The organism is Streptomyces sp. NPDC050658 (assembly GCF_044457025.1).
In the GTDB taxonomy this organism is placed as follows: Bacteria; Actinomycetota; Actinomycetes; order Streptomycetales; family Streptomycetaceae; genus Streptomyces.
In genome coordinates, this window is the sequence record NZ_JBITGM010000025.1 from 1 (window position 1) to 18,207 (window position 18,207).

19 protein-coding genes are annotated in these 18,207 nt (G+C 69.9%); 1 reads left to right on the forward strand and 18 read right to left on the reverse strand.

Annotation, left to right across the window (positions count from 1 at the left end; all coding sequences use genetic code 11):
- Nucleotides 1-79 precede the first annotated feature (79 nt).
- The 11 genes from rpoZ to pyrR all read right to left on the reverse strand — a co-directional run bounded on the left by rpoZ (nucleotide 80) and on the right by pyrR (nucleotide 11,689).
- Nucleotides 80-361 (reverse strand): DNA-directed RNA polymerase subunit omega, encoded by a 282-nt coding sequence (rpoZ, locus tag ACIBKX_RS40515; RefSeq protein WP_363277924.1) that lies wholly within the window; start codon nucleotides 359-361, stop codon nucleotides 80-82.
- 67 nt (nucleotides 362-428) lie between these two features.
- Nucleotides 429-1,022, reverse strand: coding sequence for a guanylate kinase (gene gmk, locus ACIBKX_RS40520; protein ID WP_363277923.1), 594 nt, complete (start codon nucleotides 1,020-1,022; stop codon nucleotides 429-431).
- A gap of 38 nt (nucleotides 1,023-1,060) precedes the next feature.
- On the reverse strand, nucleotides 1,061-1,384 hold the full coding sequence (locus tag ACIBKX_RS40525; RefSeq protein ID WP_009713618.1) for an integration host factor: 324 nt from the start codon (nucleotides 1,382-1,384) through the stop codon (nucleotides 1,061-1,063).
- A 365-nt stretch (nucleotides 1,385-1,749) separates the two neighbouring features.
- Nucleotides 1,750-2,595, reverse strand: a complete 846-nt coding sequence (gene pyrF / locus ACIBKX_RS40530; RefSeq protein ID WP_363277922.1) for an orotidine-5'-phosphate decarboxylase — start codon at nucleotides 2,593-2,595, stop codon at nucleotides 1,750-1,752.
- Nucleotides 2,592-3,698 carry a quinone-dependent dihydroorotate dehydrogenase gene (locus ACIBKX_RS40535; RefSeq protein WP_363277921.1) on the reverse strand — a complete coding sequence of 369 codons (1,107 nt, stop codon included), beginning with the start codon at nucleotides 3,696-3,698 and terminating at the stop codon, nucleotides 2,592-2,594. Before ACIBKX_RS40535 ends, pyrF begins: the two co-directional genes overlap by 4 nt.
- Before the next feature lie 53 nt (nucleotides 3,699-3,751).
- A complete protein-coding gene (gene carB, locus ACIBKX_RS40540) occupies nucleotides 3,752-7,060 on the reverse strand; it encodes a carbamoyl-phosphate synthase large subunit (protein WP_363277920.1) in 3,309 nt (1,102 codons plus the stop codon).
- Nucleotides 7,053-8,195 carry a glutamine-hydrolyzing carbamoyl-phosphate synthase small subunit gene (gene carA / locus ACIBKX_RS40545; RefSeq protein ID WP_363277919.1) on the reverse strand — a complete coding sequence of 381 codons (1,143 nt, stop codon included), beginning with the start codon at nucleotides 8,193-8,195 and terminating at the stop codon, nucleotides 7,053-7,055. Before carA ends, carB begins: the two co-directional genes overlap by 8 nt.
- Nucleotides 8,192-8,761: a hypothetical protein gene (locus tag ACIBKX_RS40550; RefSeq protein WP_363277918.1), complete on the reverse strand. Its 570-nt coding sequence runs from the start codon at nucleotides 8,759-8,761 to the stop codon at nucleotides 8,192-8,194. Before ACIBKX_RS40550 ends, carA begins: the two co-directional genes overlap by 4 nt.
- A complete protein-coding gene (locus tag ACIBKX_RS40555; RefSeq protein WP_363277917.1) occupies nucleotides 8,758-10,044 on the reverse strand; it encodes a dihydroorotase in 1,287 nt (428 codons plus the stop codon). Before ACIBKX_RS40555 ends, ACIBKX_RS40550 begins: the two co-directional genes overlap by 4 nt.
- A gap of 4 nt (nucleotides 10,045-10,048) precedes the next feature.
- On the reverse strand, nucleotides 10,049-11,035 hold the full coding sequence (locus ACIBKX_RS40560) for an aspartate carbamoyltransferase catalytic subunit (protein WP_363277916.1): 987 nt from the start codon (nucleotides 11,033-11,035) through the stop codon (nucleotides 10,049-10,051).
- An 81-nt stretch (nucleotides 11,036-11,116) separates the two neighbouring features.
- Nucleotides 11,117-11,689, reverse strand: a complete 573-nt coding sequence (pyrR, locus tag ACIBKX_RS40565; protein ID WP_363277915.1) for a bifunctional pyr operon transcriptional regulator/uracil phosphoribosyltransferase PyrR — start codon at nucleotides 11,687-11,689, stop codon at nucleotides 11,117-11,119.
- Nucleotides 11,690-11,912: 223 nt separating this feature from the next.
- Between pyrR and bldD the strand changes: the two genes are divergently transcribed.
- Entirely contained in the window at nucleotides 11,913-12,413 is a 501-nt protein-coding gene (bldD, locus tag ACIBKX_RS40570; protein ID WP_135330908.1) for a transcriptional regulator BldD, read from the forward strand.
- 190 nt (nucleotides 12,414-12,603) lie between these two features.
- Here bldD and nusB read toward each other — a convergent pair whose 3' ends face one another.
- From nusB to ACIBKX_RS40605, 7 genes are all read right to left on the reverse strand, one after another.
- The gene (gene nusB / locus ACIBKX_RS40575) at nucleotides 12,604-13,038 is read right to left on the reverse strand and encodes a transcription antitermination factor NusB (RefSeq protein WP_363277914.1); all 435 of its coding nucleotides are present in this window, start codon (nucleotides 13,036-13,038) and stop codon (nucleotides 12,604-12,606) included.
- 2 nt (nucleotides 13,039-13,040) lie between these two features.
- A complete protein-coding gene (gene efp / locus ACIBKX_RS40580; RefSeq protein WP_363277913.1) occupies nucleotides 13,041-13,607 on the reverse strand; it encodes an elongation factor P in 567 nt (188 codons plus the stop codon).
- A 61-nt stretch (nucleotides 13,608-13,668) separates the two neighbouring features.
- A complete protein-coding gene (locus ACIBKX_RS40585; protein ID WP_363277912.1) occupies nucleotides 13,669-14,793 on the reverse strand; it encodes a M24 family metallopeptidase in 1,125 nt (374 codons plus the stop codon).
- 64 nt (nucleotides 14,794-14,857) lie between these two features.
- Nucleotides 14,858-15,313: an excalibur calcium-binding domain-containing protein gene (locus ACIBKX_RS40590; protein ID WP_363277911.1), complete on the reverse strand. Its 456-nt coding sequence runs from the start codon at nucleotides 15,311-15,313 to the stop codon at nucleotides 14,858-14,860.
- 106 nt (nucleotides 15,314-15,419) lie between these two features.
- On the reverse strand, nucleotides 15,420-16,334 hold the full coding sequence (locus ACIBKX_RS40595; RefSeq protein ID WP_363277910.1) for a Pro-rich N-terminal domain-containing protein: 915 nt from the start codon (nucleotides 16,332-16,334) through the stop codon (nucleotides 15,420-15,422).
- Nucleotides 16,335-16,496: 162 nt separating this feature from the next.
- Nucleotides 16,497-17,588 (reverse strand): 3-dehydroquinate synthase, encoded by a 1,092-nt coding sequence (gene aroB, locus ACIBKX_RS40600; protein WP_363277909.1) that lies wholly within the window; start codon nucleotides 17,586-17,588, stop codon nucleotides 16,497-16,499.
- Nucleotides 17,585-18,067 carry a shikimate kinase gene (locus ACIBKX_RS40605; RefSeq protein WP_363277908.1) on the reverse strand — a complete coding sequence of 161 codons (483 nt, stop codon included), beginning with the start codon at nucleotides 18,065-18,067 and terminating at the stop codon, nucleotides 17,585-17,587. Before ACIBKX_RS40605 ends, aroB begins: the two co-directional genes overlap by 4 nt.
- Nucleotides 18,068-18,207: the final 140 nt, after the last annotated feature.

An 18,207-nucleotide genomic window follows, 5' to 3' on the forward strand; every position in this document is an offset into this window, starting at 1 on the left:
GGCGGCCCGCCACCCGCTATGACGTGGGCAAGACCGCGAAACGGCCCGAGAGCATCATCGAACGAAACCGACTCAGACCTTAAAGAACAAGCTGAGCCGGGCCCTCGATGGCCTCGGATGTCAGCAGGCCCGCGTTGATCTCGCGGAGCGCGATCGAGAGCGGCTTCTCGTGGACGTGCGTGTCCACCAGGGGGCCGACGTACTCCAGCAGGCCCTCACCGAGCTGCGAGTAGTACGCGTTGATCTGGCGCGCGCGCTTGGCGGCGTAGATCACGAGGCTGTACTTCGAGTCGGTAGCTTCGAGCAGCTCATCAATCGGCGGGTTGATGATGCCCTCGGGCGCGGTGATGGAAGAGGACACGCTCTGCCTTCCGATGGGGAATGAAGATCAAACTGTGAAAACTGTGAAGACTAAACTGTGGCGAAGATCAAACCACGTTCATCAAGGCTAGCAGCTCACGCGCCACGTCCTCGACGGAGGTATTGACCAGGGTCGTATCGAACTCTTCTTCTGCGGCGAGTTCGACCTTCGCGGCCTCGAGCCTGCGCTCGATCACCTCGGGCGCCTCGGTCCCGCGGCCGGTGAGCCGGCGGACCAGCTCCTCCCAGCTCGGCGGGGCGAGGAAGACCAGCTGCGCCTCGGGCATCGACTCGCGCACCAGGCGCGCGCCCTGGAGATCGATCTCCAGGAGGACCGGCTCGCCCGCCTCCAGGCGCTCGATGACGGCGGCCCGCGGCGTGCCGTAGCGGTTGCCCGCGAATTCGGCCCATTCGAGCAGCTCGCCATTGGCGATCAGCTTGTCCATCTCTTCGTCGGAGACGAAGAAGTACTGGACGCCGTGCTTCTCACCGGGGCGCGGCTTCCGGGTCGTGGCCGAGACCGAGAGCCAGACCTCCGGGTGTTCTTTCCGCATATGAGCGACGACCGTGCTCTTGCCGACCCCGGAGGGGCCGGAGAGCACGGTCAGCCGCGGACGTACGTCCGGGGGTACGGGGGTCGTCCCCCGGGATGTTGCAGCCATGCAGCGATTATCCAGGTTCCCAGGAGTGCCTGAGAACATCAGCCGGCGGCGCCGCCGAACTCACGCTCCAAGGATGCGATCTGGTTCGAGCCGAGACCGCGCACGCGGCGACTCTCGGAAATGCCAAGACGCTCCATGATCTGCTTGGCGCGGACCTTGCCCACGCCCGGCAGGGACTCCAGGAGGGCGGAGACCTTCATCTTGCCGATGACATCGTTCTCCTGACCCTGCTTGATGACCTCGTGAAGAGAGGCGCCGGAGTGCTTGAGTCGATTCTTGACCTCGGCCCGCTCCCGGCGAGCCGCGGCGGCCTTTTCGAGCGCGGCTGCGCGCTGTTCAGGGGTAAGGGGCGGAAGAGCCACGCCTACGTCACCTCGGATGTCGAACTGTCGGATACGGACCGGTGAGGAACCTAGTCGCCCCACACCTGGTGAGCAACGTGCAACGCGTTTGCCCGTTCGCTCTCGTCGGAGACTAGCGGCCATGGCCGCTGGAGTCAGCGAGAACAGACGAAAAGTCCTGGTCAGCCTCTGTCGAGCCGTACATATAGGGCATTTCGCCCCGGATTTGGCCTGGTGAGCCGTCAAGGAAACATAAGCACCCGCCCGAGCGCGCCCTCCGAAGACGCGAAAAAGGCTCCGCCCCGGCTCCGAAGCACGGAACCGGGGCAGGGCCGGGGACGGACCCGAGGCGGAGTCGGGTCGGGGAAATCGGGCTGAGAGCGCGATCAGGCGGCGTCGACGGCCGCGCGGGTCTCGTCCGCGAACCGGGCGGCCGCGTCCCGCAGCCCCGTCGCGTCCGGACCGTGCCGCAGGACGCCCCGGCTGACGCTCGGCACGACATTGCGCACGGCCGCCCCGAAGACGCCCGGCAGATCCGCCGGGGTGGCGCCCTGCGCGCCGATGCCGGGGGCGAGGAGCGGACCGTTGATGTCCAGGTCGTACGAGGACAGGTCGCCCAGCGTCGCCCCGACGACGGCGCCGAAGGACCCCAGGGGCGTCGCACCGGCGTTGTCGTCCGCCAGGTGCCCCAGCATGGTCGCGCCGACCGTCCGGCCGTCCTCGCGCACCGCGTGCTGCACCTCGGCGCCCTCGGGGTTCGAGGTGAGGGCGAGCACGAAGAGCCCGGTGCCGTTCTCGCGGGCCAGCTCCACGGCCGGCTTCAGCGAGCCGTAGCCGAGGTAGGGCGAGACCGTGAGCGCGTCGCTGAACAGCGGCGAGTCCTTGTGCAGGAAGCTCTCGGCGTACGCGGCCATGGTCGAGCCGATGTCGCCGCGCTTGGCGTCCATCACGACCAGGGCACCGGCCGCGCGCAGCTCCTGGACCGCCTTCTCCAGTACGGCGACACCGCGCGACCCGAAGCGCTCGAAGAAGGCGCTCTGCGGCTTGAAGACGGCCACCGAACCGGCGAGCGCCTCCACCACGGTCCGCGTGAACCGCTCAAGGCCCGCGATGTCGTCGCTCAGGCCCCAGGCGGACAGCAGGGACGCGTGCGGGTCGATGCCGACGCACAGCGGTCCGCGCTCGTCCATGGCGCGGCGCAGGCGCGTGCCGAAGGGTTCGAGTGCAGTCATGCGGGCTTCCTTACGTCGGCGCCGACGGCCTCGGCGAGAGTGGCGTACGGGCTCGTACGCAGGCGTGCCGCGAGGCCCTTGTGGATCGCGCGGCCCCAGAAGGGCCCTTCGTAGATGAAGGCGCTGTAGCCCTGCACCAGGGTGGCGCCCGCGAGGATGCGCTGCCAGGCGTCCTCGGCGTTCTCGATGCCGCCGACGCCCACGAGCGTGATCCGGTCGCCCACGCGCGCGTAGAGACGGCGCAGGACCTCCAGGGAGCGCTCCTTCAGGGGCGCCCCCGACAGGCCGCCGGTCTCTCCGTAGAGGGAGGGTTCGGATTTCAGACCGAGGCTCTCGCGCGCGATGGTGGTGTTCGTGGCGATGATGCCGTCCAGGCCGAGCTCCACGGCGAGATCGGCGACCGCGTCGACGTCCTCGTCGGCGAGGTCCGGCGCGATCTTGACGAGCAGCGGGACGCGACGGCCCTCGACGCTGCGGTCGGCGGCCTCGCGCACGGCGGTCAGGAGCGGCCGCAGCGACTCGGTGGCCTGGAGGTTGCGCAGGCCGGGGGTGTTCGGGGACGAGACGTTGACCACGAGGTAGTCGGCGTGCCGGGCGAGCCGCTCGGTCGACTTCACGTAGTCGGCCGCGGCCTCCTCCTCCGGCACGACCTTGGTCTTGCCGATGTTCACGCCCACGACCGCCTTGAAGACGGCCTTGCGGGCGCCCAGGCGCTCGGCCACGGCCGCCGAGCCCTCGTTGTTGAAGCCCATGCGGTTGATCAGCGCCCGGTCCGCGACGAGGCGGAACAGCCGCTTCTTGGGGTTGCCGGGCTGCGGCTCCCCCGTGACCGTGCCGATCTCGATGTGGTCGAAGCCCAGCATCGACATGCCGTCGATCGCGACGGCGTTCTTGTCGAAGCCCGCGGCGAGCCCGAAGGGACCGTGCATCCGCAGCCCGAGGGCCTCGGTGCGCAGCTCCTTGTGGCGCGGCGCGAGGACGGCCGCGACGAACGTGCGGAGCACGGGGACGCGGGCCGCGAGCCGGATCCAGCGGAAGGCCAGGTAGTGGGCCTGCTCCGGGTCCATGCGCTTGAAGACGAGGTTGAAGAAAAGCTTGTACATGTACGTGTCCTCACCAGAAGGGGGACACCGGATCGGTGTCCCCCAGTAGGCAGCTAGTCGCGGGCCGCGGTCAGATGCTCCGCGTGTTCCTGGAGCGAACGGACGCCCACGTCGCCGCGACCCAGCGCGTCGATGCCCTGGACCGCCGCGGCAAGCGCCTGGACCGTCGTGAGGCACGGCACGGAGCGGGACACGGCCGCCGTACGGATGTCGTAGCCGTCGAGGCGGCCACCGGTGCCGTACGGGGTGTTGACGATGAGGTCGACCGCGCCGTCGTGGATCAGCTGGACGATCGTCTTCTCGCCGTTCGGGCCCTCGCCCTCGGACTGCTTGCGTACGACGGTGGCGTTGATGCCGTTGCGCTTGAGCACCTCGGCCGTGCCGGACGTCGCCATCAACTCGAAGCCGTGCGCGACCAGTTCGCGTGCCGGGAAGATCATCGAGCGCTTGTCGCGGTTGGCTACGGAGATGAAGGCGCGGCCCTTCGTCGGCAGCGGACCGTACGCGCCCGCCTGCGACTTGGCGTACGCGGTGCCGAACACCGAGTCGATGCCCATGACTTCACCGGTGGAGCGCATCTCCGGGCCCAGCACGGTGTCGACGCCGCGCCCGTGGATGTCGCGGAAGCGGCTCCACGGCATGACGGCTTCCTTCACCGAGATCGGCGCGTCCATCGGCAGCGTGCCGCCGTCACCGACCGACGGCAGCATGCCCTCGGCGCGCAGCTCGGCGATGGTCGCGCCGAGCGAGATGCGCGCGGCGGCCTTGGCCAGCGGCACCGCGGTCGCCTTCGAGGTGAAGGGGACGGTGCGCGAGGCACGCGGGTTGGCCTCCAGGACGTACAGGATGTCGCCGGCCATCGCGAACTGGATGTTGATCAGGCCGCGCACGCCGACGCCCTTGGCGATGCCCTCCGTGGAGGCGCGCAGCCGCTTGATGTCGAAGCCGCCGAGCGTGATCGGGGGCAGCGCGCACGCCGAGTCGCCGGAGTGGATGCCGGCCTCCTCGATGTGCTCCATGACGCCGCCGAGGTAGAGCTCGGTGCCGTCGTAGAGTGCGTCCACGTCGATCTCGATGGCGTCGTCGAGGAAGCGGTCGACGAGGACCGGCCGCGAGGGGCTGATCTCGGTCGACTCCTCGATGTACGCGGAGAGGCGGGTCTCGTCGTAGACGATCTCCATGCCGCGGCCGCCGAGCACGTACGAAGGACGGACCAGGACCGGGTAGCCGATCTCGTCGGCGATGGCCTTCGCCTCCGCGAACGTCGTCGCGGTGCCGTGCTTCGGCGCGGGCAGTCCGGCCTCGGCGAGCACGCGGCCGAAGGCGCCGCGGTCCTCGGCTGCGTGGATGGCCTCGGGCGAGGTGCCGACGACCGGTACGCCGTTGTCCTTGAGCGCCTGCGAGAGGCCCAGCGGGGTCTGACCGCCGAGCTGGACGATGACGCCCGCGATCGGCCCGGCCTGCGCCTCGGCGTTGACGATCTCCAGGACGTCCTCGAGCGTGAGCGGCTCGAAGTAGAGCCGGTCGGAGGTGTCGTAGTCCGTGGAGACGGTCTCCGGGTTGCAGTTGACCATCACGGTCTCGTAGCCCGCGTCGCTCAGCGCGAAGGAGGCGTGGACGCAGGAGTAGTCGAACTCGATGCCCTGGCCGATGCGGTTGGGGCCCGAGCCCAGGATGATCACGGCGGGCTTCTCGCGCTTGGCGACCTCGTTCTCCTCGTCGTACGACGAGTAGAAGTACGGCGTCTTGGCGGCGAACTCGGCGGCGCAGGTGTCGACGGTCTTGTAGACCGGGCGCACGCCGAGGGCGTGCCGCACCTCGCGGACGACGTCCTCGCGCAGGCCGCGGATCTCGGCGATCTGGTGGTCCGAGAAGCCGTGCCGCTTGGCCTCGGCCAGCAGGTCGGCGTCCAGGCGCTCCACGGCGGCCAGCTCGTCCGCGGTCTCCTTGATCAGGAAGAGCTGGTCGACGAACCAGGGGTCGATCTTCGTGGCGTCGAAGACCTCCTGCGGGGTCGCGCCCGCGCGGATGGCCTGCATGACGGAGTTGATGCGGCCGTCGGTCGGACGCACCGCTTCTTCAAGAAGCTGCGCCTTGTCGCCGGGCTCGCCCACGAAGGTGAACTGCGAGCCCTTCTTCTCCAGCGAGCGCAGCGCCTTCTGCAGCGCCTCGGTGAAGTTGCGGCCGATGGCCATGGCCTCGCCGACCGACTTCATGGTGGTCGTCAGGGTCGAGTCCGCCAGCGGGAACTTCTCGAAGGCGAAACGCGGGGCCTTGACCACCACGTAGTCGAGCGTCGGCTCGAAGGAGGCCGGGGTCTTCTCGGTGATGTCGTTCGGGATCTCGTCCAGCGTGTAGCCGACGGCCAGCTTGGCGGCGATCTTCGCGATCGGGAAGCCGGTGGCCTTGGACGCGAGCGCCGAGGACCGCGAGACGCGGGGGTTCATCTCGATGACGATCACGCGACCGTCCTCGGGGTTCACCGCGAACTGGATGTTGCAGCCGCCGGTGTCGACGCCGACCTCGCGGATGATCGCGATGCCGACGTCCCGCAGGATCTGGTACTCACGGTCGGTGAGCGTCATCGCCGGGGCGACGGTGATCGAGTCACCGGTGTGCACGCCCATCGGGTCGAAGTTCTCGATGGAGCAGACGACCACGACGTTGTCGTGCTTGTCGCGCATCAGCTCCAGCTCGTACTCCTTCCAGCCGAGGATGGACTCCTCCAGGAGCACCTCGGTGGTCGGCGAGAGCGTGAGGCCCTGACCGGCGATGCGGCGCAGCTCGTCCTCGTTGTGCGCGAAGCCGGATCCAGCGCCGCCCATGGTGAAGGACGGGCGGACGACCACGGGGTAGCCGCCGAGCTCGTCGACGCCCTTGAGGACGTCGTCCATGGAGTGGCAGATGTACGAGCGGGCGGACTCGCCGTGCCCGATCTTCTTGTTGACCTCTTCGACGACGCCCTTGAAGAGGTCGCGGTCCTCGCCCTTGTTGATCGCCTCGACGTTGGCTCCGATGAGCTCGACGCCGTACTCCTCCAGGACGCCCTGCTCGTGCATGGAGATCGCGGTGTTGAGCGCGGTCTGGCCGCCGAGGGTCGGCAGGAGCGCGTCGGGGCGCTCCTTGGCGATGATCTTCTCGACGAACTCCGGGGTGATCGGCTCGACGTACGTGGCGTCGGCGATCTCCGGGTCGGTCATGATCGTCGCCGGGTTGGAGTTGACGAGGATGACGCGCAGGCCCTCGGCCTTGAGGACGCGGCACGCCTGGGTGCCGGAGTAGTCGAACTCCGCTGCCTGGCCGATGACGATCGGGCCGGAGCCGATGACCAGGACGGACTGGATATCGGTGCGCTTAGGCACGCTGGCCCTCCAACAGGGTGACGAAACGGTCGAAGAGGTACGCGGCGTCGTGCGGGCCGGCAGCAGCTTCGGGGTGGTACTGGACGGAGAAGGCCGGCTGGTCGAGCAGCTGGAGGCCTTCGACGACCTGGTCGTTCAGGCAGACGTGGGAGACCTCGGCACGGCCGAAGGGCGTCTCGCTGACCTTGTCGAGCGGCGCGTCCACGGCGAAGCCGTGGTTGTGCGCGGTGACCTCGACCTTGCCGGTGGTGCGGTCCTGCACCGGCTGGTTGATGCCGCGGTGGCCGTACTTCAGCTTGTACGTGCCGAAGCCGAGCGCGCGGCCGAGGATCTGGTTGCCGAAGCAGATGCCGAACAGCGGCGTCTTGCGCTTGAGGACGGCGGTCATCAGCGCGACCGGGCCTTCGGCGGTGGCCGGGTCGCCCGGGCCGTTGGAGAAGAACACGCCGTCGGGGGCGACCGCGTACACGTCCTCCTCGGTCGCCGTGGCCGGGAGCACGTGCACCTCGATGCCGCGCTCGGCCATGCGGTGCGGGGTCATGCCCTTGATGCCGAGGTCGATCGCGGCGACGGTGAACCGCTTGGTGCCGATCGCCGGGACGACGTACGCCTCCTTGGTGGCGACCTCCTCGTACAGGCTCGCGCCCTTCATCGGAGGCTGCGCCTGGACGCGGGCGACCAGCTCGTCGTCGGTCGCGAGCGACGTGCCGGAGAAGACGCCGGAGCGCATCGAGCCGCGCTCGCGCAGGTGGCGGGTGAGGGCGCGGGTGTCGATGCCGGAGATGCCGACGACGCCCTGCTTCACCAGCTCCTCGTCGAGCGAGCGCTTGGCACGCCAGTTGGAGGGGATGCGGGCGGGGTCGCGCACGACGTAGCCCGAGACCCAGATGCGGCTCGACTCGTCGTCCTCGTCGTTCCAGCCCGTGTTGCCGATCTGCGGGGCGGTGGCGACCACGATCTGCCGGTCGTACGACGGGTCGGTCAGGGTCTCCTGATAGCCGGTCATGCCGGTGGAGAACACCGCTTCACCGAAGGTCTCCCCCACGGCCCCGTAGGCACGGCCGCGGAAGATGCGGCCGTCCTCCAGGACGAGTACGGCGGGAGTCTTGGTGGCTCCCCTGGTGGAGGTCGTCATCGTGCGGTGCCTTCCGTCGTGCTGGTGTTGATCATGTTGTTGATGGCTTCGACCCACTCGGCCTGCTCGGCGGCGTGGTCCGAGCGGAAGCCGGAGTCGATCTGCTTCTCGCCGTGCTCCCACGTGACGATCAGCAGACCGCCCTCCGCGAGGACCTTTCCGGCGATGCCCTTGTCGAGGCGGGCCTCGCGCAGCTGTGCAGCCGGGACGAAGAAGTCGGTCGCGCCGGGGCGTACGACGTCGAGTCCCGCGTCCGTCAGCGTCAGCTCCACGCGGCTGCGGGTGCCAAGGCCGCGCGCCACGATCCGGTCGAGCCACTGCCCGGCCGTGGTCGAGCCGTGGTAGCGACCGGTCAGCTCAAGTCTGGCCGGGCCCGGCTCGCTGGGCGCGCTGGGCAGCTCGGGCAGGTCGCCCTGGAGCGTGCCGCGCCACTTCCATCCCTCGCGCATCAGCCAGTAGACGAGCGCGATGAAGAGCAGAAGCCCGACGACCCAGCCGATGCGGGCGGCCCAGTCGGTCACGTCCGCCGATTCCTTCTCGGCGGCCAGTTGCAGAAGAGGTGTCACGCGAGCTTCCCGTCGACGAGCGTGGCGCGGCCCCGCAGCCACGTGTGCGTCACGCGGCCCGGCAGCTCACGACCCTCGTAGGGGGTGTTGCCGCTGCGCGAGGCGAAGCCCGCGGGGTCCACGACACCACGGTATGCCGGATCGACCAGCGTGAGGTTCGCGGGCTCGCCTGCCGAGACGGGGCGGCCGTGGCCCTTGGCCGCGCCGATCTCGGCGGGCTTGACGGACATCCGGTCGGCGACCGCGGCCCAGGTGAGCAGACCCGTCTCGACCATCGTCTGCTGGACGACGGAGAGCGCGGTCTCCAGGCCCACCATGCCCATGGCGGCCGCGGCCCACTCGCAGTCCTTGTCCTCGTGCGGGTGCGGGGCGTGGTCGGTGGCGACGATGTCGATGGTGCCGTCGGCGAGGGCCTCGCGCAGCGCCATCACGTCGCGCTCGGTGCGCAGCGGCGGGTTGACCTTGTAGACCGGGTTGTACGAGCGGACCATCTCGTCGGTGAGGAGGAGGTGGTGCGGGGTGACCTCGGCGGTCACGTCGATGCCGCGCGACTTGGCCCAGCGCACGATCTCCACCGAACCGGCGGTCGACAGGTGGCAGATGTGCACCCGCGAGCCGACGTGCTCGGCGAGCAGCACGTCACGGGCGATGATCGACTCCTCGGCGACGGCGGGCCAGCCGCCGAGGCCCAGCTCGGCGGAGACGACGCCCTCGTTCATCTGGGCGCCCTCGGTGAGGCGGGGCTCCTGGGCGTGCTGGGCGACGACGCCGCCGAAGGCCTTCACGTACTCCAGGGCGCGGCGCATGATCACGGCGTCGTCGACGCACTTGCCGTCGTCGGAGAAGACGGTGACGCCGGCGGCGGACTCGTGCATGGCGCCCAGCTCGGCGAGCTTCTTGCCCTCCAGGCCGACGGTGACGGCGCCGATCGGCTGTACGTCCGCGTAGCCGGACTCCTTGCCGAGGCGGTAGACCTGCTCGACGACGCCGGCGGTGTCGGCGACCGGGAAGGTGTTGGCCATGGCGAACACGGCGGTGTAGCCACCGGAGGCGGCGGCGCGCGTGCCGGTCAGGACCGTCTCGGAGTCCTCGCGGCCGGGCTCGCGCAGGTGGGTGTGGAGGTCGACGAGGCCGGGCAGCAGGATCTTGCCGTCGGCCTCGACGACGGTCGCGTCGCCCGCGTCGATGCCGGTGCCGACCTCGACGATGGTCTCGCCGTCGATGAGAACGTCCTGGGGCTCGCCGCCGAGCACCTGCGCACCACGGATCAGGGTCTTGCTCATCGTCTTACTTCTCCTCGGAAGCGGTGGGGCGGGTGTGGGTGACGGCGGGTTCATTCCCGCCCAGGAGCAGATAAAGGACGGCCATCCGGGTGTGGACGCCGTTGGCGACCTGCTCGATGACCGTGCAGCGCTCGGAGTCGGCGACCTCGGCGGTGATCTCCATGCCGCGGACCATCGGGCCGGGGTGCATCACGATGGCGTGCCCGGGCATCTTCGCCATGCGCTCGCCGTCCAGGCCGTAGCGCCGGGAGTACTCGCGCTCGGTGGGGAAGAACGCGGCGTTCATGCGCTCGCGCTGCACGCGCAGCATCATCACCGCGTCGGACTTCGGGAGGACCCGGTCCAGGTCGTACGAGACGTCGCACGGCCAGCTGTCGACGCCGACCGGGACGAGCGTGGGCGGGGCCACCAGGGTGACCTCGGCGCCCAGCGTGTGCAGCAGGTCGACGTTGGAGCGCGCGACGCGGCTGTGCAGGACGTCGCCGACGAGGGTGACACGCTTGCCGCTGAGGTCCTTGCCCAGGCCCGCGTCCTTGCCGACGAGGCGGCGGCGCATGGTGAAGGCGTCGAGCAGGGCCTGCGTGGGGTGCTGGTGGGTGCCGTCGCCCGCGTTGATCACGGGGGCGTCGATCCAGCCGGAGGTCGCGAGCCGGTAGGGGGCGCCGGACGCGCTGTGCCGGATGACGACGGCGTCGACGCCCATCGCCTCCAGGGTCTGGGCGGTGTCCTTCAGGGATTCGCCCTTGGAGACGCTGGATCCCTTGGCGGCGAAGTTGATGACGTCCGCGGAGAGGCGCTTCTCGGCGGCCTCGAAGGAGATCCGGGTGCGGGTCGAGTCCTCGAAGAAGAGGTTGCAGATCGTACGGCCGCGCAGGGCGGGCAGCTTCTTGATCGGCCGGTCGGCGACCCGGGCCATCTCCTCGGCGGTGTCGAGGATCAGAACGGCGTCGTCGCGGGTGAGGTCGGCGGCCGAGATGAGGTGTCGCATCATCTGGGTGTACTCCGTGATGAGGAGGTGTGCGGGCACGCGGGCGCGCAGGGGTGTGCCCCGGAGCCCGCGGGGAGGCCGGTCTTAGGCGGTGGCGGGCTTGGCACCGAGCAGCACGGCGTCGCGGCCGTCCTCCTCGGCGAGCTGGACCTTGACCGTCTCCCGCAGCGACGTGGGGAGGTTCTTGCCTACGTAGTCGGCGCGGATCGGGAGTTCCCGGTGGCCCCGGTCGACGAGGACGGCGAGCTGCACCGCGCGCGGGCGGCCGATGTCGTTCAGGCCGTCGAGGGCGGCGCGGATGGTGCGGCCGGAGAAGAGCACGTCGTCGACGAGGACGACCAGGCGGCCGTCGATGCCGTCACCGGGGATCTCGGTGCGGGCGAGGGCGCGCGGCGGGTGCATGCGCAGATCGTCGCGGTACATCGTGATGTCGAGTGAGCCAACCGGGATCGTCCGTCCGGTGATCTCTTCGAGCTTCTCGGCGAGGCGCCGGGCGAGGAAGACGCCCCGGGTCGGGATGCCGAGCAGGACCACGTCGTCGGCGCCCTTGGCGCGTTCGACGATCTCGTGGGCGATACGGGTCAACACCCGTGCGATGTCCGGGCCTTCGAGCACGGGCCGGGCGACATCGGGTTCGTTCGTGTCGTGCGTGTCCATATGAAACGGACCTCCTTCTCCGCCTCACGGGACGGACCTTAAAGGACGTCGGATTTGCGCCATCCACGGTAGCAGCAGTGACAACACCGCCGGTCACGACCCCCCTCGGAAGGGTCGGTACGGACCATTCGGCTTGACGCAGCCAAGTAACGCTGCGTAACCTCACAGTGAGTTACCAGCAGCGCGGCGGAGCCGCACGTTGTCCCAGCGTCCGGGGAGCTTTATGTCCAGCGAATACGCCAAACAGCTCGGGGCCAAGCTCCGCGCCATCCGCACCCAGCAGGGCCTTTCCCTCCACGGCGTCGAGGAGAAGTCCCAGGGTCGCTGGAAGGCGGTAGTGGTCGGGTCGTACGAGCGCGGCGACCGTGCCGTGACCGTACAGCGCCTCGCCGAGCTGGCGGACTTCTACGGAGTCCCGGTCCAGGAGCTCCTTCCCGGTACCGCTCCGGGCGGCGCGGCCGAGCCGCCGCCGAAGCTCGTCCTCGACCTGGAGCGCCTCGCGCACGTGCCGGCCGAGAAGGCGGGCCCCCTCCAGCGGTACGCGGCCACGATCCAGTCGCAGCGCGGTGACTACAACGGCAAGGTGCTCTCGATCCGCCAGGACGACCTGCGCACCCTCGCCGTCATCTACGACCAGTCGCCCTCGGTCCTCACCGAGCAGCTGATCAGCTGGGGCGTCCTGGACGCGGACGCGCGTCGCGCGGTCGCCCACGACGACGTCTGATCCGACCGGGAAAGCTCAGCAGAAACGTGCCGCCGGGGTGGCCGGAACCGATGGGTTCCGGCCACCCCGGCGGCTTTCTGCGCCCCTGAGAGGGCCTGCGGGCCCTCTCCCGGCCCCGTGGGGGCCGCTGATACGCCAGAGGGCCCGCAGCACGTGGCTGCGGGCCCTCTGTACGGCCTTGGAGCTGGGGTCACGACTCTTCGCGTCGCAGCCCCGGCTTCAGGTCCTTGAATCGGCCGAGAAGGCCGTTGACGAAGGACGGCGAATCGTCCGTCGAGAACTCCTTGGCGAGCTGGACGGCCTCGTCCAGGACGACCGCGTCGGGCGTCCCGTCGACCCAGATCAGCTCGTAGGCGCCGAGGCGCAGGATGTTGCGGTCGACGACCGGCATCCGGTCCAGGGTCCATCCGACGGCGTACTGCGAGATCAGGTCGTCGATGTGGCGCGCGTGCTTCGCGTACCCCTCGACCAGCTCCATGGTGAACTCGCTCACCGGCGGCTGCCGGGTGTCGGACCGCGAGTGGCGCACCCAGTCCGCGAGGACGGTCACGACGTCGGCGCCCCGCTGATCGGCCTCGAAGAGGATCTGGAAGGCGCGCTTGCGGGCCGTGTTACGAGCAGCCACGGTTAGCTGTTCACCCGGCCGAGGTAGCCGCTGTCACGGGTGTCGACCTTGATCTTCTCGCCGGTGGTGATGAAGAGCGGCACGTTGATCTGGTGGCCGGTCTCCAGGATGGCGGGCTTGGTGCCACCGGTGGAGCGGTCGCCCTGGACGCCGGGCTCGGTCTCCTTGATGGTGAGCTCGACGGCGGCCGGCAGCTCGACGAAGAGGACCTCGCCCTCGTGCTGCGCGACGGTGGCCTCGAAGCCCTCGATCAGGAAGTTCGCGGCGTCGCCGACGGCCTTCTTGTCGATGTGCAGCTGGTCGTAGGTCTCCATGTCCATGAAGACGAAGTAGTCGCCGTCCATGTACGAGAACTGCATGTCGCGCTTGTCGATCGTGGCCGTTTCGACCTTGACGCCGGCGTTGAAGGTCTTGTCGACGACCTTGCCGGACAGCACGTTCTTGAGCTTGGTGCGCACAAAGGCGGGGCCCTTGCCGGGCTTGACGTGCTGGAACTCGACGACGGACCAGAGCTGGCCCCCGTCGAGCTTGAGCACCAGGCCGTTCTTGAGGTCGTTCGTGGAAGCCACGGTTGCGGAATCTCCTGGACTGACGTGGACGACCCCGGCGCACGCGCGTAGCTCGGAAAAGCTAGAGCGCGAGCAGCTCCTTGGTCGTAATGGTGAGTAGCTCGGGTCCGCCGTCCGCCTCGGGGCGCACGACGAGCGTGTCATCGATCCGGACACCACCCCGTCCCGGGAGGTGAACCCCCGGTTCGACGGTGACCGGCACGCAGACGTCCAGTTTACCCATGGCCGCGGGCGCCAACTGCGGGTCCTCGTCGATTTCGAGCCCCACCCCGTGTCCCATCAGTGGAGCAAGGCCGTCCGCATACCCCGCGGAGTCCAGTACGTGACGTGCCGCGCGGTCGATGTCACGGTAGGCGGCGCCGGGTTCCAGTGCTTCCCTGCCGGCGCGCTGAGCGGCGAAGACGAGGTCGTACAGCTCGATCTGCCAGTCTGCAGGCGACGTCCCGATCACGAACGTACGCCCGATCTCGCACCGATACCCGCGATAGCTGGCCCCCAGGCAGACGGAGAGGAAGTCACCCTCCTCGACGCGCCGGTCGGAGGGCCGGTGCCCGCCGCGCCCGGAATTGGGACCGGTACCGACGGACGTCGGAAACGCGGCCCCGTCCGCCCCGTGATCAATGAGCCGACGCTCCAGCTCCAACGCGAGATGCCGCTCGGTACGCCCCACGAGAATCGACTCGAGCAGCTCCCCGAGGGCCTGGTCGACGATCTCGGAGGCGATCCGCAGACAGGAGATCTCCTCCTCGTCCTTGACGAGCCGCAACTGCTCGACCGCTCCCCCCAGATCGGCGAGCCGCAGCCGGGGCGCGACGGACCCGAGCGCACGATGCCGGGCGACGGTCAGATGATGCTCTTCGACGGCGAGCGTCTCGACCCCCTGCGCGGCGGCGACATCGGCCCCGGCCACGGCGGGATCACCCCCACCCCCATCAAGCACCTGCACCCGCAGCCCTTCATCGGGCCGCCCCTCCCCCTGCCCGTTGCCCTGCCCCTGCTCCTCGCCGGGCGGCCGCCCGCACACGAGCAGATCCTCGTCCCGGCCCAGCAACAACACGGCTCCCTGGGGCGCCGCCCCCGCGAGATACCGCACGTTGGCAGGCCGGGAAACCAACGCGGAAGCGCTGCCACCCGCGGCACAACGCTCCCTCAACCGCTCACGGCGGGCCGCGTACACCTCTGACATACGACGAGCGTATGAGCCCGGCTGTCGCCCTGCCCGGTCAGCGCGTCCGACCGGGCGGCATCGATCAGGTGTCGCAGCCGATCCCGTCACCGTCACGGTCGAGGTGACTGCCGTATCCGGGGTCACCGCGACGAACGGGGGCGGCACCGGCCGCGCGGGCCTCCGCACAGTTCTCGTAGTACACGGAGCCGCCACCCGAGCCGTCGTCCCCTGAGCCGCCGTCCCCCGAGCCGTCGTCTTCGGGAGGCGCGGTGACCGTGACGGTCTTCGTCGACCGCACCGTGACGGTCGCGTCCGGCTCGGGCTCCGCCTCGGGCGTCGACGTCGCGGTCGCGGTCGCGGTGGCCGTGACGGTCGCGGTGGGCCGAGACTTCTTCGCGCCGTCCGATTCACCGCCGGCCGCGCCCATGCCGATGCCCAGGAACAGCGCGAGAGCGATGGCCGGGAGCACAAAGCGCTTGCGGGCCCACTTCGGGGCGGGTCGGGGGACCGCTGGTGGTTCGCCGTACGGATTCGTCATGTCATGCCCCCTCGGCTCATTCCGGTGGCATGATCGTAGAACCGTACGCACTGACCGCGAAGCGCCTATGGGAGCGCGGTGTCCCAACCGTGACCGGGTGTTCGCCTCACCACTTCGGCGGGCTCGCGATCGAGCGGGACAGGACGTCGTCCAGGACTCGGGCCGTGGCGGGGACGTCCAGTTGGGAGTTGTCGATGATGGGGAGGCCCGAGCCGTACCAGCCCGCCATGCGGCCGTGGATGCGGGCCACTTCCTCGTCCGTCAGGCGGCGGTTGCCGCTGCGCTCCGCGTTGCGTTCCAGGACGATTTCCAGGCCCGGGAGGAGGACGACGGGGAGCAGGCCCGGGCCCACGTGGCGTTTCCAGCCGCCGAGGCCGACCACCGGGCGGTCGGGGAAGACCGCGTCGTCGAGGATGCAGGAGATGCCGTTGGCCAGGAAGTTGCGCGCGGCGAAGCCACAGGTGCGGCGGGCCAGGCGGTACTGGGCCTCCGAGTGGTCGTTCCAGCCCGACTGGGGGTCGGCGAAGCCCGAGCGGACCCATTCGCGGACGTCGTCCAGGCTGATGTGCGCCGTGGGGACGCGGCGGTGCTCCGCCCAGAATTTCGCCACACTCGTCTTGCCCGCGCCCGCGGGGCCGATCAGGAGGACGGCGAGCGTGGTCGCTCCGGTGTCCGCCTGGGCCGTGCCCGGCGGCGGGCTCGGCATGGCGACGGGGCCGCCGGGCGGGAGCTGGATGTGCCCCGTCGTGTCGGGGGTCGGCGGGATCGGGGCGCCGGGGACGTGGTTGTGCTGAGGAACCGCGCCGTGCTGCGGGGCGCCCGGTGCCGCGTGCTGCGGTGCCGGCGCGTGCGGATGCGGGGCCGTCCCCGGCGCTCCCGAGAAGCCCGGTGCCGGTGGTCCGCCCGGCGCGGCACCCGGCGGCGGACCGCCCGGGTGATGTGCGGCCGGGGACCAGCCGGTGGCCGGTCCGTGCCCCGGCTGATGGGGCGGCGGCAGCGGAGACCCCACTGCGTGCTGCATCCGGTGCCACTCCGTCTCGTGCGACTGACGCTGGTCGGGCGGCGGCCGGGGCCACCCGTTACCGAACGGTACCTTCCCCGGCCGACGTTGTGTGAACGGCCGGGGAAGCCGCATCGTGCCCGTGGCTTGTTCTCGTGGGCAGCTATTGGGCGGATTTGCCCGCTAGTTGGCCACTTCGCCGTACGCGGCAAGGAGCATCGCCGGGTCGGGACCCTCCAGGACGGTCGGCTTGCCGAGACCGTCCAGGACGATGAAGCGCAGCAGGTCACCGCGGGACTTCTTGTCGACCTTCATGGTCTCCAGAAGCTTGGGCCACTGGTCGTAGCGGTAGCTCAGCGGAAGACCGACCGACTCCAGGACGCTGCGGTGCCGGTCGGCGGTCGCGTCGTCCAGGCGCCCGGCCAGGCGGCCGAGTTCAGCCGCGAAGGCCATGCCCACGGAGACGGCCGCACCGTGCCGCCACTTGTACCGCTCGTTCTTCTCGATGGCGTGCGCGAGCGTGTGCCCGTAGTTGAGGATCTCCCGCAGTCCCGACTCCTTGAGGTCGCCGGAGACGACCTCGGCCTTGACCTTGATGGACCGCTCGATCAGCTCGGCGGTGTGCGGGCCCTTGGGGCTGCGCGCCGCCTCCGGGTCCGCCTCGATCAGTTCGAGGATCGCCGGGTCGGCGATGAATCCGGCCTTGATGATCTCCGCGAGCCCGGACACGTAGTCGTTCACCGGGAGCGAGTCGAGCGCGGCCAGGTCGCACAGGACGCCCGCCGGCGGATGGAAGGCCCCGACCAGGTTCTTGCCCTCGGCCGTGTTGATGCCCGTCTTGCCGCCGACCGCCGCGTCCACCATGCCGAGCACCGTCGTCGGTACGGCGATCCAGCGCACCCCGCGCAGCCACGTCGCGGCCACGAATCCGGCCACGTCGGTGGTGGCACCGCCGCCGACACCGATGACGATGTCGCTGCGGGTGAAGCCGGACTGGCCGAGCGCCTTCCAGCAGTACGCGGCGACCTCGGCGGTCTTGGCCTCCTCCGCGTTCGGCACCTGGATCGCGACGACCTCGTACCCCTGGTCGGCCAGGTCCTGGCGGAGCGCGTCACCGGTCTCGGCGAGCGCCTCGGGGTGGATGATCGCGACGCGCTTGGCCTGCTCACCGATCAGGCCGGGCAGCTCGCCGAGGAGCTGCCGGCCGACGAGCACCTCGTACGGCTCGGTGCCCGCGGTACCGCCGACCTGGATACGGGTCACTGCCTCGCTCATGCTTCCTTCAACTCCAGTGCGTCGAGGACCGCCTGGGCGACCTCTTCGGGGGTGCGGTCGTCGGTGGCGACGACGGCGCGGGCGACTTCGGCGTACAAGTGACGGCGTGCGTCCATCAGTTCGCGCCACTGCTTGCGCGGATTGACCGCGAGCAGCGGACGCGCCACGTTCAGGCCGGTGCGCTTGACGGCTTCCTCCACGTCCATCGAGAGATAGACGACGGGATGCGCGGCGAGCAGCGCGCGGGTCGACTCGTCGAGGATCGCGCCGCCGCCGAGGGCGAGGATCCCGTCGTGCTCGGCGAGCGCCGCACGCACGGCCGCCCGCTCGAGCTCACGGAAGTACGGCTCACCCTCGTCGACGAAGATGTCCGCGATCTCCCGGCCCTGCCCGGCCACGATGTCGGCGTCGGTGTCCCGGTAGCCGGTGCCGAGCCGCTCGGCGAGCAGCGCGCCCACCGTCGACTTGCCGACACCCATGGGACCGACCAGAACGATCCGCGGGCCGGTCACCGGATCTGCAGGTTGTCGAGGTACGACCGCACGTTGCGCCGGGTCTCGGGCACGCTGTCGCCGCCGAACTTCTCCGCGACCGCGTCCGCGAGCACCAGGGCCACCAT

Coding starts and splice junctions, on each gene's coding strand:
- aroB (WP_363277909.1), bottom strand. CDS start 17,588: ATGAGCGAGGCAGTGACCCGTATCCAGGTCGGCGGTACCGCGGGCACC.
- gmk (WP_363277923.1), bottom strand. CDS start 1,022: ATGGCTGCAACATCCCGGGGGACGACCCCCGTACCCCCGGACGTACGT.
- pyrF (WP_363277922.1), bottom strand. CDS start 2,595: ATGACTGCACTCGAACCCTTCGGCACGCGCCTGCGCCGCGCCATGGAC.
- ACIBKX_RS40535 (WP_363277921.1), bottom strand. CDS start 3,698: ATGTACAAGCTTTTCTTCAACCTCGTCTTCAAGCGCATGGACCCGGAG.
- pyrR (WP_363277915.1), bottom strand. CDS start 11,689: ATGGACACGCACGACACGAACGAACCCGATGTCGCCCGGCCCGTGCTC.
- ACIBKX_RS40605 (WP_363277908.1), bottom strand. CDS start 18,067: ATGGGTGTCGGCAAGTCGACGGTGGGCGCGCTGCTCGCCGAGCGGCTC.
- carA (WP_363277919.1), bottom strand. CDS start 8,195: ATGACGACCTCCACCAGGGGAGCCACCAAGACTCCCGCCGTACTCGTC.
- ACIBKX_RS40555 (WP_363277917.1), bottom strand. CDS start 10,044: ATGAGCAAGACCCTGATCCGTGGTGCGCAGGTGCTCGGCGGCGAGCCC.
- ACIBKX_RS40585 (WP_363277912.1), bottom strand. CDS start 14,793: ATGTCAGAGGTGTACGCGGCCCGCCGTGAGCGGTTGAGGGAGCGTTGT.
- ACIBKX_RS40590 (WP_363277911.1), bottom strand. CDS start 15,313: ATGACGAATCCGTACGGCGAACCACCAGCGGTCCCCCGACCCGCCCCG.
- ACIBKX_RS40595 (WP_363277910.1), bottom strand. CDS start 16,334: ATGCAGCACGCAGTGGGGTCTCCGCTGCCGCCGCCCCATCAGCCGGGG.
- bldD (WP_135330908.1), top strand. CDS start 11,913: ATGTCCAGCGAATACGCCAAACAGCTCGGGGCCAAGCTCCGCGCCATC.
- ACIBKX_RS40560 (WP_363277916.1), bottom strand. CDS start 11,035: ATGATGCGACACCTCATCTCGGCCGCCGACCTCACCCGCGACGACGCC.